This window comes from Pseudomonas sp. E102 (assembly GCF_052660185.1).
The window spans coordinates 5,205,464-5,218,317 of record NZ_CP084025.1 but is presented as its reverse complement, the minus strand read 5'-3'; the positions used below and the strand labels follow the sequence as shown (position 1 = coordinate 5,218,317).

Below are 12,854 nucleotides of genomic sequence, written 5' to 3'. Positions count from 1 at the left end.
TTATTCGAAAGGAGAGCGTCGGCGACGGCTTGCAGGGGGCAATGGAGAAACCAGTGCGGGGCCGAATGTAACACCTGGATTTGCGAGCGTCTAGCCCCGGATAACGAAAAAGCCCCGCGATTTGCGGGGCTTTTGGCAAGGCATTCGACGCTTAGATGTTGGCGTCGAGGAACGCGGCCAGTTGCGACTTCGACAGCGCGCCGACCTTGGTGGCTTCGACGTTGCCGTTCTTGAACAGCATCAGGGTCGGAATACCACGCACGCCATGCTTGGCCGGGGTTTCCTGGTTTTCGTCGATGTTCAGCTTGGCAACGGTCAGCTTGCCCTTGTAGGTCTCGGCAATTTCGTCCAGGACCGGAGCGATCATTTTGCAAGGACCGCACCACTCAGCCCAATAGTCGACCAGCACTGCGCCTTCGGCTTTGAGTACGTCAGCTTCGAAGCTAGCGTCGCTAACGTGTTTGATCAGATCGCTGCTCATGGAAATCTCCGGGGTAATCAGCAAAAAAACGTGGCCCATCATAGCTGCCCTTCCCAGGTTCAGGAAGCCGCAGTTGATTGAGTCTCCCTATGGTGACCGATGGGTTTACGTATGGCCCACGTCAGGAAGCGGTCGGGGCGATAAAGGAAATACCGGTGCGCAACGCAGCATTACGTACATGTTCTTGCATGGTTTTGTGCGCCGAAACCGATGCGCGACGGGCCAGGGCGCGAAGGATCTTGCGGTGTTCCTGCCACGTTTCCATCGCCCGCTCCGCCCTGATGAACGGTAGCTTCTGACTCTCAAGGAAGATATCGGCGCTGGCGGTGAGAATGCTCAACATCGCCTGGTTGCCGCTGGCCAGCAGAATGCGCCGGTGAAATTCGAAATCCAGTTGTGCCGCTGCGTCGAACTCCCCGGCCTTCAATTCGCGGCGCATGGCCTCGACGTTGTCATCCAGTGCGTCGAGTTCATCGGCGCTCAACGTCACGGCCGCCAATCCGGCCGCGAAACCTTCAAGGGCATAGCGCAGCTGGAAGATATCCACCGGCGAGGCCTGGGCGGCGAACGGCCAGCGCGCTGTCGAGTCGTCGCGCGCGACCTGCGCTGCCCCCTGGACGAAAACGCCCCTACCCGGTTGGACGCTGATCAACCCCAGGGCGCTCAACGATGACAGCGCCTCGCGCAGAGACGCCCGGCTGACCCCCAGTTGCAAGGCCAGGTCCCGTTGAGAGGGCAGCGCATCGCCCGGGCCGAAGCCTTCGTCGACGATGAGTTTGCGGATGGCTTGCAGCGCCACTTCAGGCACGGCACGAGCGATGGAATTCATGGTTTTCCAGACAACCCGGACGAATGAGCGGCTAGTTGTAAAGCTATTCGAAGCCCCCGGCAAGTCGTGCCCCAGCGGGGTTCGGCCGCCCGAAGCGACGCTCGATAACGGTGCGAAAAACCACCCAACTGTTCAGACCAGTCAGACCGACCGGTGCCTGCAAAACCGTGGCTTTGGCGGACAGACGCCCGGTTTGGCATGCCCTGTGCTGTGTCCGATCGGAGAAATCACACCATCGACCGCGGAGATTCACCATGATCCAGCGTTGCAGCGTCCTGCTCACTGCCCTGTTTGCCAGCCTGATGCTTTGCCAATTGCCCGCCCACGCCGATGGCCTGGAAGACGTGGTAAAACGCGGCACGCTCAAGGTCGCGGTGCCCCAGGATTTTCCACCGTTCGGTTCGGTCGGCCCGGACATGAAGCCGCGCGGCCTGGATATCGACACGGCGAAACTGCTGGCCGACCAGCTCAAGGTCAAACTGGAATTGACGCCGGTCAACAGCACCAACCGCATCCCTTTCCTGACCACAGGCAAGGTCGACCTGGTGATTTCCAGCCTGGGCAAGAATCCGGAGCGTGAAAAGGTCATCGATTTCTCCAGCGCCTATGCGCCCTTCTACCTCGCCGTGTTCGGCCCGCCCGATGCCGCAATCACCGGCCTGGACGACCTCAAGGGCAAGACCATCAGCGTCACCCGTGGCGCTATCGAGGACATCGAGTTGACCAAGGTCGCCCCCGAAGGCGCCACCATCAAGCGTTTCGAAGACAACAACTCGACGATCGCCGCCTACCTGGCCGGTCAGGTGGACCTGATCGCCAGCGGTAACGTGGTGATGGTCGCCATCAGCGAGCGCAACCCCAAGCGCGTCCCGGCGCTGAAAGTGAAACTCAAGGATTCTCCGGTCTACGTGGGCGTGAACAAGAACGAGCCGGCGTTGCTGGACAAGGTCAACCAGATTCTCGCCACCGCCAAGACGGACGGAAGCCTGGAAAAGAACGCGCAGACCTGGCTCAAGCAACCGCTGCCGGCCGACCTCTGATCGTCCTTTGAGAGGCTGAGCATGGCTTACCAGTTCGATTTTCTGCCGGTGGTGCAAAACACCGAGCTGCTGTTGCGCGGTGCGCTGTTCACCGTGGAACTGACAGCCATCGGCGCGTTGCTCGGGGTTGGCCTGGGCATCGTCGGCGCGGTGGTGCGGGCGTGGAATATCCGTCCGTTCGCGGCGGTCTTTGGCGTGTACGTGGAGCTGATCCGCAACACGCCGTTCCTGGTCCAACTGTTTTTCATCTTCTTCGGCTTGCCGTCCCTTGGCTTGCAGATTTCCGAGTGGCAAGCGGCGGTGCTGGCGATGGTGCTCAACCTGGGGGCGTATTCCACCGAGATCATCCGGGCCGGTATCCAGGCCATTGCACGAGGGCAACTGGAAGCCGCCGCGGCGTTGGCGATGAGCCGCTTCGAAGCGTTCCGCCACGTGGTGCTGCTGCCGGCGCTGGGCAAGGTCTGGCCGGCCTTGAGCAGCCAGATCATCATCGTGATGCTCGGCTCGGCGGTCTGTTCGCAGATCGCCACCGAAGAGCTGAGTTTCGCCGCCAACTTCATCCAATCGCGCAATTTCCGCGCCTTTGAAACCTACGCACTGACGACGCTGATCTACCTGTGCATGGCACTGCTGATCCGCCAGTTCCTGAATTGGGTCGGGCGTCGCTACATCGCCAGGAGCAGCCAATGAGCGATTTCACGTTCTGGGACGTGGTGCGCAACCTGCTCACCGGCCTGCAATGGACTCTGGCGCTTTCGCTGGTGGCGTTTATCGGCGGTGGTGTGGTCGGCTTGTTGGTGATGGTGCTGCGCATCTCCAAACGCGCCCTGCCCCGCAACATTGCGCGCACGTATATCGAGCTGTTCCAAGGCACGCCGCTGTTGATGCAGCTGTTTTTGGTGTTCTTCGGCGTGGCCCTGGCCGGGGTGGAGATTTCGCCGTGGATGGCGGCGGCGATTGCCCTGACGCTGTTCACCAGCGCTTACCTGGCGGAGATCTGGCGCGGTTGTGTCGACTCGATTGCCAACGGCCAATGGGAAGCCTCCGCGAGCCTGGCCCTCAACCCGTTGGAGCAGTTGCGCTACGTGATCCTGCCCCAGGCCCTGCGCATCGCCGTGGCGCCGACCGTGGGCTTTTCCGTGCAGGTGGTCAAGGGCACGGCCGTGACGTCGATCATCGGTTTTACCGAACTGACCAAGACCGGCGGCATGCTCGCCAACGCCACGTTCGAGCCGTTCATGGTGTATGGCCTGGTCGCCCTCGGTTATTTCCTCCTTTGCTACCCCCTGTCCCTCAGCGCGCGCTACCTGGAAAGGAGACTGCATGCCTCTGCTTAGAATTTCCGCCCTGCATAAATACTACGGCGATCACCATGTGCTCAAAGGCATCGACCTGAGTATCGAAGAAGGCCAGGTGGTGGCGATCATCGGTCGCAGCGGCTCGGGCAAATCCACCCTGCTGCGCACCCTCAATGGCCTGGAATCGATCAACGATGGCGTGATCGAAGTGGACGGCGAATACCTCGACGCGGCCCGCGCCGACCTGCGCAGCCTGCGGCAGAAAGTCGGGATGGTGTTCCAGCAGTTCAATCTGTTCCCGCACCTGACCGTCGGCGAAAACGTCATGCTCGCGCCGCAGGTTGTACAAAAAGTGCCCAAGGCCAAGGCGGTGGAACTGGCCCGCCAGATGCTCGAACGGGTCGGGCTCGGCGAAAAATTCGACGCCTTCCCCGACCGCTTGTCTGGCGGGCAGCAGCAACGGGTGGCGATCGCCCGTGCCTTGGCGATGTCGCCGAAAGTCTTGCTTTGCGATGAAATCACCTCGGCGCTGGACCCAGAGCTGGTCAACGAAGTGCTCAGCGTAGTGCGGCAACTGGCCAAGGAAGGCATGACACTGATCATGGTCACCCATGAAATGCGTTTCGCCCGGGAAGTGGGCGACAAACTGGTGTTCATGCACCAGGGCAAGGTGCGCGAGGTGGGTGATCCCAAGCTGCTGTTCGCCGATCCGCAGACGGCGGAGCTGGCGAACTTCATCGGGACGGTGGAGCCTGCCTGATTTTTGCTGCCAAAGAACACTCTGTGAACGGCTCTGGATCAAGGGTTTGGATCAGGTGCGTTGGCGTAGGCGGTCGATCGTGGCAGGATGGCAAGGTTATCGACCGAGACTCTCTGACCATGCCGCCATCCCAAGCCAAGAATCTGTCCCTGATCGCCGCTATCGACCTGGGCTCCAACAGCTTCCATATGGTCGTCGCGAAGGCCCAGAACGGGGAAATCCGCATTCTTGAGCGGCTCGGTGAAAAGGTTCAGCTGGCCGCCGGGATCGACGAAGAACGCAGGTTGAGCGAGGAGTCCATCCAACGCGGGCTCGATTGCCTCAAGCGATTCGCCCAGTTGATCAACGGCATGCCCTTGGGCGCGGTGCGGATCGTGGGCACCAACGCCCTGCGCGAGGCGCGCAACCGTGGCGAGTTCATCCATCGCGCCGAAGCGATCCTCGGCCATCCGGTGGAAGTCATTTCCGGCCGTGAAGAGGCCCGCCTGATCTACCTCGGCGTTTCCCACACCCTGGCTGACACCCCCGGCAAACGCCTGGTGGCGGACATTGGCGGTGGCAGCACCGAGTTCATCATCGGCCAGCGCTTCGAACCGCTGTTGCGCGAAAGCCTCCAGATGGGTTGCGTCAGCTACACCCAGCGTTATTTCCGCGACGGCAAGATCACCCCGGCCCGCTATGCCCAGGCGTACACCGCAGCTCGCCTGGAAATCATGAGCATCGAACATGCCTTGCACCGGTTGACCTGGGACGAAGCCATCGGCTCCTCGGGGACCATCCGCGCCATCGGCCTGGCACTCAAGGCTGGCGGCCACGGCACCGGTGAAGTCAACGCCGAGGGCCTGGCCTGGCTCAAGCGCAAGGTGTTCAAGCTCGGCGATTCGGACAAGATCGACTTCGAGGGCATCAAGCCTGATCGCCGGGCGATTTTCCCGGCGGGACTGGCGATCCTCGAGGCGATCTTCGATGCGCTCGAATTGCAGCGCATGGACCATTGCGAAGGCGCCCTGCGTGAGGGCGTGCTCTACGACTTGCTCGGGCGGCATCATCACGAAGACGTGCGCGAACGCACCCTGGGCTCGCTCATGGAGCGTTATCACGTCGACCAGGAGCAGGCGGCGCGGGTCGAGCGCAAGGCGCTGCATGCCTTCGACCAGGTGGCCGACGATTGGGACCTGAACAACGGCGTTTGGCGCGAACTGCTGGGTTGGGCCGCCAAGGTGCATGAAGTGGGCCTGGACATCGCCCACTACCATTACCACAAGCACGGCGCCTACCTGATCGAGCACTCGGACCTGGCGGGTTTCTCACGCGAAGACCAGCAAATGCTGGCGCTATTGGTACGTGGTCATCGACGCAATATTCCCAAGGACAAATTTGCCGAATTTGGCGGTGACGGCATCAAGCTGATTCGCCTGTGCGTGCTGTTGCGCTTCGCGATCCTGTTCCACCACATCCGTGGCACCCAGCAAATGCCCCAGGTTACCCTGCACGCCGACGGCGATCAGTTGGATGTGATATTCCCCGAAGGCTGGCTGGACGAGAACCAACTGACCCAGGCGGACTTTGCCCAGGAAGCCGAATGGCTGACGCGGGTGGGGATTTTGCTGAACATTCACTGAGTCCAGCAACAACACAAATCTCTTGTGGCGAGGGGATTTATCCCCGCTGGGCTGCAAAGCAGCCCCTGTAAATCCGGGCTCAGTGGATCTGACAAACCGCGCTGCAGGCTTTAGGGCTGCTGCGCAGCCCAACGGGGATAAATCCCCTCGCCACAGCAAGCTCCCTCGCCACAGGGGGAGCCGTCCCTCGCCGCAGACCTTAACTAACCGCCAACACCGGGCTGCTCAAGCGCTCCAGCAAAGTCGCCTGGGCGCTGCGCGGGTTCTGGTTGCCGGTCGGTGTGTTGCGGATGTAGCGACCGTCCGACTGCAAGCTCCAGCTGTGAGTGTTGTCGGTGAGGTAACTCTCCAGCTCTTTCTTGACCCGCAGGATCAGCTTCTTGCCCTCCACCGGGAAGCAGGTCTCGACGCGCTTGTCGAGGTTGCGCTCCATCCAGTCGGCACTGGAAAGAAACATCTGCTCTTCGCCACCATTGAGGAAATAGAACACCCGCGTGTGCTCCAGGAAACGCCCGATGATCGAGCGCACGTGGATGTTATGGGACACCCCCGGGATACCCGGGCGCAGGCAGCACATGCCACGCACCACCAGGTCGATGCGCACGCCCGACTGGCTGGCCTTGTACAACGCACGGATGACTTTCGGATCGGTCAACGAGTTGAACTTGGCGATGATGTGCGCAGGCTTGCCGTCCAGGGCGAACTGGGTTTCCCGGGCGATCATGTCGAGCATGCCCTTCTTGAGGGTGAACGGTGCATGCAGCAGCTTCTTCATCCGCAACGTCTTGCCCATGCCGATCAACTGGCTGAACAACTTGCCGACGTCTTCACACAAGGCGTCGTCGGACGTCAGCAAGCTGTAGTCGGTGTACAGGCGGGCGTTGGCCGCGTGGTAGTTGCCGGTGCCCAAGTGAGCGTAGCGCACGATCTCGCCAGCCTCGCGCCGCAGGATGAGCATCATCTTGGCGTGGGTCTTGAAGCCCACCACGCCGTAAATCACCACCGCACCGGCCGCTTGCAGACGGCTGGCCAGTTGCAGGTTGGACTCTTCATCGAAGCGCGCGCGCAATTCGATCACCGCCGTGACCTCCTTGCCGTTTCGCGCCGCGTCCACCAGGGCATCGACGATCTCGGAGTTGGCGCCACTGCGGTACAGCGTCTGGCGCACCGCCAGGACATGTGGATCCTTGGCGGCCTGGCGCAGCAAGTCGACCACCGGGGTGAACGACTCGAAGGGGTGCAACAGCAGGATGTCCTGCTTGCTGACGACACTGAAAATGTTTTCGCTGTTTTGCAGCAGTTTCGGGATCTGCGGTGTAAACGGCGAATATTGCAGCTCCGGATGGCTGTCCAGGCCGGTGATGCTGAACAGCCGCGTCAGGTTCACCGGACCATTGACCTGGTACAGCTCGGTCTCATGCAGGTTGAACTGCTTGAGCAGGTAGTCGGACAGGTGTTTCGGACAGGTATCGGCCACTTCCAGGCGCACCGCATCGCCATAGCGACGGGAGAACAACTCGCCGCGCAGGGCGCGGGCCAGGTCTTCTACATCCTCGGTGTCCACCGACAGGTCGGCGTTGCGGGTCAGGCGGAATTGGTAGCAGCCCTTCACCTTCATGCCCTGGAACAGGTCATCGGCGTGGGCGTGGATCATCGACGACAGGAACACATAGTTGTCGCCCGGGCCGCCGACGTCTTCCGGGACGCGGATGATCCGCGGCAGCAGGCGTGGCGCCGGGATGATCGCCAGGCCGGAATCACGGCCAAAGGCGTCGATGCCTTCCAGCTCGACGATGAAGTTCAGGCTCTTGTTCACCAGCAATGGGAACGGGTGAGTCGGGTCGAGGCCGATCGGGGTGATGATCGGAGCGATTTCGTCACGGAAGTAACGGCGTACCCAGGTCTTGAGCTTGGTGGTCCAGTAGCGGCGACGGATGAAGCGCACCTGGTGCTTTTCCAGCTCCGGCAACAGGATGTCGTTGAGGATCGCGTACTGGCGATCGACATGACCGTGCACCAGTTCGCTGATGCGTGCCAGGGCCTGGTGCGGTTGCAGGCCGTCGGCACCGGCCTGCTCGCGGGCGAAGGTGATCTGCTTTTTCAGCCCGGCGACGCGAATCTCGAAGAACTCGTCCAGGTTGCTGGAGAAGATCAGCAGGAATTTCAGCCGCTCCAGCAGTGGGTAGGACTCATCCAGCGCCTGTTCAAGGACGCGGATGTTGAATTGCAGTTGCGACAGCTCACGATGGATGTACAGACTGCTGTCATCCAGGTTGGGCACCGCAATCGCCGGCGCTGGGGCCGGCTCGGGCGCCGCAGCGGGGGCCGGTTCCAGCTCCGGTGGCGTTTCGGCGACTGGCTCGACCACGGGCTGAGCGTCTTTTACGGCAACTTCTGTGAGTCCTTCGGTATTCATCGTAAGTTCCTGGGAGGCTATTTCTGCTCTCGTAACAATTGGGCGGCGCGCACGGCAAAGTACGTCAGGATGCCATCAGCACCCGCGCGCTTGAAAGCGGTCAGGGATTCGAGAATCACCCCTTCGCTCAGCCAGCCGTTCTGGATCGCCGCCATGTGCATCGCATACTCGCCGCTGACCTGATAAACAAAGGTCGGCACTTTGAATTCATCCTTTACCCGACAGAGAATGTCGAGGTAAGGCATCCCAGGCTTGACCATGACCATGTCTGCCCCTTCTGACAAGTCGGCAGCCACTTCGTGCAGGGCTTCGTGGGCATTGGCCGGGTCCATCTGATAGGAGGCCTTGTTGGCCTTGCCCAGGTTCAGGGCCGAGCCGACCGCGTCGCGGAACGGGCCGTAATAGGCGCTGGCGTACTTGGCCGAGTAGGCCATGATGCGCACATTGACATGCCCGGCCACTTCCAAGGCTTCGCGAATTGCCTGGATCCGGCCGTCCATCATGTCCGACGGCGCCACCACCTGGGCACCGGCCTCGGCGTGGGACAGCGCCTGCCTGACCAGCGCATCGACGGTGATGTCGTTCTGCACATAGCCTTCTTCGTCGAGAATGCCGTCCTGCCCGTGGGTGGTGAACGGGTCCAGCGCCACGTCGGTAATCACCCCCAGCTCCGGGAAACGTGCGCGCAGGGCACGGGTCGCGCGCTGTGCGATGCCCTCGGGGTTCCACGCTTCGGCGGCATCCAGGGATTTCAGGCCCGGCGGCGTGACAGGAAACAGTGCCAACGCCGGGATACCCAGCTCGACCCACTCGGCCGCCGCTTCCAGCAACAGGTCGATAGTCAGGCGCTCCACGCCTGGCATCGAGGCCACCGCCTCACGGCGATTCTCGCCGTCCAGCACGAACACCGGCAGGATCAGGTCGTCGGTGGTCAGCACGTTTTCGCGCACGAGCCGACGAGAGAACTCATCCCGGCGATTGCGACGCAGGCGAGTGGCGGGAAACAGACGGTTGGCGGGGGTAAAGCTCACGGCAGACTCCTGAGCCCGCAAAAACGGGCGAGCGTGACAGTTATAAGCGGACATTATGACGAACACATGACAGTTGTGCTAAAGCGTGACCGGTAGTCGCAGTCATTGTCTTCTGTAGGAAATGTTCACGTCGAGACACATTTCGATACTTTCCTGAATGTGCCTGAAGGGTTAGGCTGCGCGTTCATTTCGCCAGCACCCAGACAATGCTCCAACAATTTCTCCACGACTTCGGCTACCTGGCCTTGTTCATCGGCACGTTCTTCGAAGGTGAAACCATCCTCGTGCTCGCAGGTTTCCTGGCGTTCCGTGGCTACATGGACATCAACCTGGTGGTCGTCGTGGCGTTTTGCGGCAGCTACGCCGGTGACCAGCTGTGGTATTTCCTGGGGCGCAAGCACGGTCGCAAGCTGCTGGCGCGCAAACCGCGTTGGCAGTTGATGGGTGATCGGGCGCTGGAGCACATCCGCCGGCATCCGGACATCTGGGTCCTGAGCTTCCGCTTCGTCTATGGCCTGCGCACCGTGATGCCAGTGGCGATTGGCTTGTCAGGCTATCCACCGGGCCGCTATCTGTTGCTCAACGGTATCGGTGCGGCGATCTGGGCCACGGCACTGGCTGCCGCCGCGTATCACTTTGGCGCGGTGCTCGAAGGCATGCTGGGCAGTATCAAGAAATACGAACTGTGGGTACTCGGCGCCCTGCTGTTGCTGGGCTTGGGCCTGTGGCTGCGCCGTCGCATCAAAAATGCCCGGCTGGCCAGGAAAAATCTCGAGACCGAGCGACAGGAACAAGCCAGGGCCAGCGAATCTACGCCAGGCGAGTGAGTCGGTTGCGACAGCAGTAAAGCCCGATGCCACTGACCAGGCTGTAGGTCAACAACCCCACCCAAGCCACCGGGCTCGCTGGCCACAACCCTGCCACCGGCGCCAACCCTACCAGCGGCAGGTTCGTCGCCAGCCGCAGCAACTCCAGCTTCAGCGCCCAAGGGCGATTCTCAAGGGCCACGCCCAAGGCAAACAGCCCCAACGCAATCGCCCCCCAGCCCAATACCAGGGCGGCAACCGGCAGGCTGTTTTCAAGGTTCATCAGATAGCTGCCCAAGGCGATGTAGATACAGAACTGCAGCGCCACATACCACCGCTGGCGTGCGTCCAGCGGCACTTCGAATTTGCGGAATTGGGACAGGTCAGGCTTGTTCAGCGGGTATCTGGCGGCCACATCGGCCGGGCGCCAACCGGTGGGCATGAACCAGATCCGCAGCTTGTCCCACCAGCGCTCGGCCCGCCGGGCATCAGCCCAGAGCTGCCCATAGAACTGCACGTTCGCCCACAACGGATTCCAGCTCGCCAGCGGCGTAGTCACGCCAAACACCACCGGCTCATCCTCGTCCTCTTCCTGGAAGGTGCCAAACAGACGGTCCCAAATAATGAACACGCCGCCGTAGTTGCGATCCATGTAGAGAGGGTTCTGCGCATGGTGGGCACGATGATTGGACGGCGTGACGAAGCACCATTCCAGCCAGCCGAGCTTTGGAATGTGTTGGGTGTGGACCCAGAACTGATACAGCAGGTTCAGCGCCGCGACACTGACGAACACCACCAGCGGCACGCCCAGGATCGCCAGCGGCAGATAGAAAATCCAGCTCAGCAGAAAGCCTGTGCTGGTCTGGCGCAAGGCGGTGGAGAGGTTGTAATCCTCGCTCTGGTGATGCACCGAATGAGCGGCCCAGAGGATATTGCGCTCATGGCCCATGCGGTGCAGCCAGTAGTAGCAGAAATCATAGAAGACGAAGGCAGCCACCCAGGTCCAGGCCTGATCAGCCGGCAGTTGGAAGATTGCCAGGTGCTCCAGTGCAAAGGCATAGGTGACCAAGCCGGCACCTTTGGTCAGCAGCCCGGTTGTGGTCGACAGCACGCCGGTACTCAGGCTGTTGATGGCGTCCGCCAGCCGATAATGGCTCACGCCGCGCCAACGATCGGCGAGCAACTCGACGGCGATCAACACGAAGAAAAACGGCACGGCATACAGAATGAAATTCATGATGCGACCCGGGCAGGCAAGGCAAGGAAGATAGTCGGCAGATTAGGTGTAGCTGCCCGAGACCCCTATGGCAACGAGTGACAAATTAGTAGACATTTAACGCCATGAATCTGGAGAAAAAGCCCATGAGCAAAAAAGTTGCAGTGATCCTTTCCGGCTGTGGCGTGTACGACGGCGCGGAGATTCACGAAAGCGTGATTACCTTGCTGCGTCTCGACCAGCGTGGCGCACAGGTCCAATGCTTCGCCCCCAACATTGCCCAGCTGCATGTCATCAACCATCTGACTGGCGAGGAAATGCCCGAAAGCCGCAACGTGCTGGTGGAGTCGGCGCGCATCGCCCGAGGCGATGTGAAAGACCTGCGCGAAGCCAAGGCCGAGGACTTTGACGCGCTGATCGTGCCCGGTGGTTTCGGCTCGGCGAAAAACCTGTCCAACTTCGCTGTCGAAGGGGCCGGTTGCGTCGTGCAGCCGGACGTCCTGGCGCTCACCGAGGCTTTCGCCGAAGCGGGGAAACCCGTGGGGCTGATGTGCATCTCACCGGCCCTGGCGGCGAAGATCTACGGCCCCGGCGTGACGTGCACCATCGGCACGGATGCCGATACCGCCGCTGCCGTGACCAAGATGGGCGGCACCCATGAAGAATGCCTGGTCACCGATATCGTCGAGGACACTGCGCGCAAACTCGTCAGCACACCCGCCTATATGCTGGCGAAGAACATCAGCGAGGCGGCTTCGGGGATCAACAAGCTGGTGGACCGGGTGTTGGAATTGACCCACGAGAATGACGCCTGACCCCATTTCCTCTTTCCTGTGGGAGGGGGCCAGCATCAGGACAAGCGAGCCAACCGCGTCAATATCCGATCCAGCGCATTGGCGAAACCCTGCTTGTCCCGCTCGCTGTACGCCGCCGGGCCGCCGCCCACATGGCCCTGCTCACGCAAGTCGGTAAACAGGTTGCGCACCGCCAGTCGATCGCCCATGTTCTGCGCGTCGAATTCCTTGCCCCTCGGATCGAGGGCGGCGACGCCCTTCTTGACCAGGCGGTCCGCCAGCGGCACGTCGCTGCAGATGACCAACTCACCCGGGACGGCGTGCTCCACCAGGTAGTCATCCGCCGCATCAGGACCGCTTGGCACTACGATCAGCTTGACCAGGGCCAGGCCCGGCTTTATTTGCGGCTGCCCAGCGACCAGCACCACTTCGAACTGGCGCTTCAAGGCGAACTTGACCACCAGTTCCTTCGCGGCCTTGGGGCAGGCGTCAGCGTCGATCCATACGCGCATAAGTGGTTTCCTCTATCTAAAAAGCATCGCGAGCAAGCTCGCTCCCACA

General features: G+C 61.4%; 13 protein-coding genes. 7 read left to right on the top strand and 6 right to left on the bottom strand.

From position 1 onward, the window contains the following. Positions 1-151: 151 nt before the first annotated feature. Together trxA and DOCECA_RS23515 are read right to left on the bottom strand one after the other, a co-directional pair. Complete coding sequence (trxA, locus tag DOCECA_RS23520; protein ID WP_003206727.1) at positions 152-481, bottom strand: thioredoxin TrxA; 330 nt, start codon at positions 479-481, stop codon at positions 152-154. A 121-nt stretch (positions 482-602) separates the two neighbouring features. Beyond that, a complete protein-coding gene (locus tag DOCECA_RS23515; RefSeq protein ID WP_420765115.1) occupies positions 603-1,310 on the bottom strand; it encodes a FadR/GntR family transcriptional regulator in 708 nt (235 codons plus the stop codon). A 254-nt stretch (positions 1,311-1,564) separates the two neighbouring features. Here DOCECA_RS23515 and DOCECA_RS23510 point away from each other — a divergent pair, with 254 nt between their 5' ends. The 5 genes from DOCECA_RS23510 to ppx all read left to right on the top strand — a co-directional run bounded on the left by DOCECA_RS23510 (position 1,565) and on the right by ppx (position 6,030). Then, positions 1,565-2,350, top strand: a complete 786-nt coding sequence (locus DOCECA_RS23510) for a transporter substrate-binding domain-containing protein (protein ID WP_434561687.1) — start codon at positions 1,565-1,567, stop codon at positions 2,348-2,350. Positions 2,351-2,371: 21 nt separating this feature from the next. Beyond that, positions 2,372-3,040: an amino acid ABC transporter permease gene (locus tag DOCECA_RS23505; RefSeq protein WP_445571166.1), complete on the top strand. Its 669-nt coding sequence runs from the start codon at positions 2,372-2,374 to the stop codon at positions 3,038-3,040. After that, the gene (locus DOCECA_RS23500) at positions 3,037-3,687 is read left to right on the top strand and encodes an amino acid ABC transporter permease (protein ID WP_420765118.1); all 651 of its coding nucleotides are present in this window, start codon (positions 3,037-3,039) and stop codon (positions 3,685-3,687) included. The genes DOCECA_RS23505 and DOCECA_RS23500 overlap by 4 nt, the downstream gene beginning before the upstream one ends. Beyond that, on the top strand, positions 3,674-4,408 hold the full coding sequence (locus DOCECA_RS23495) for an amino acid ABC transporter ATP-binding protein (RefSeq protein WP_445571165.1): 735 nt from the start codon (positions 3,674-3,676) through the stop codon (positions 4,406-4,408). Before DOCECA_RS23500 ends, DOCECA_RS23495 begins: the two co-directional genes overlap by 14 nt. 119 nt (positions 4,409-4,527) lie before the next feature. Next, positions 4,528-6,030: an exopolyphosphatase gene (gene ppx / locus DOCECA_RS23490; protein ID WP_445571164.1), complete on the top strand. Its 1,503-nt coding sequence runs from the start codon at positions 4,528-4,530 to the stop codon at positions 6,028-6,030. Between the two features lie 199 nt (positions 6,031-6,229). On the opposite strand, the gene ppk1 is transcribed toward ppx, so the two are convergent. Continuing rightward, a complete protein-coding gene (ppk1, locus tag DOCECA_RS23485; RefSeq protein WP_434649709.1) occupies positions 6,230-8,446 on the bottom strand; it encodes a polyphosphate kinase 1 in 2,217 nt (738 codons plus the stop codon). A 17-nt stretch (positions 8,447-8,463) separates the two neighbouring features. Beyond that, complete coding sequence (gene hemB / locus DOCECA_RS23480) at positions 8,464-9,477, bottom strand: porphobilinogen synthase (protein ID WP_420765122.1); 1,014 nt, start codon at positions 9,475-9,477, stop codon at positions 8,464-8,466. Between the two features lie 206 nt (positions 9,478-9,683). Between hemB and DOCECA_RS23475 the strand changes: the two genes are divergently transcribed. After that, the gene (locus tag DOCECA_RS23475) at positions 9,684-10,304 is read left to right on the top strand and encodes a DedA family protein (protein ID WP_420765123.1); all 621 of its coding nucleotides are present in this window, start codon (positions 9,684-9,686) and stop codon (positions 10,302-10,304) included. On the opposite strand, the gene DOCECA_RS23470 is transcribed toward DOCECA_RS23475, so the two are convergent. Further along, positions 10,288-11,520, bottom strand: coding sequence for a sterol desaturase family protein (locus tag DOCECA_RS23470; protein ID WP_445571163.1), 1,233 nt, complete (start codon positions 11,518-11,520; stop codon positions 10,288-10,290). The two genes, DOCECA_RS23475 and DOCECA_RS23470, sit on opposite strands and share 17 nt — an antisense overlap. A gap of 125 nt (positions 11,521-11,645) precedes the next feature. Between DOCECA_RS23470 and elbB the strand changes: the two genes are divergently transcribed. After that, the gene (elbB, locus tag DOCECA_RS23465) at positions 11,646-12,314 is read left to right on the top strand and encodes an isoprenoid biosynthesis glyoxalase ElbB (protein ID WP_434561681.1); all 669 of its coding nucleotides are present in this window, start codon (positions 11,646-11,648) and stop codon (positions 12,312-12,314) included. A 35-nt stretch (positions 12,315-12,349) separates the two neighbouring features. On the opposite strand, the gene DOCECA_RS23460 is transcribed toward elbB, so the two are convergent. Further along, a complete protein-coding gene (locus DOCECA_RS23460) occupies positions 12,350-12,805 on the bottom strand; it encodes a YaiI/YqxD family protein (protein WP_420765126.1) in 456 nt (151 codons plus the stop codon). Positions 12,806-12,854 lie beyond the last annotated feature (49 nt).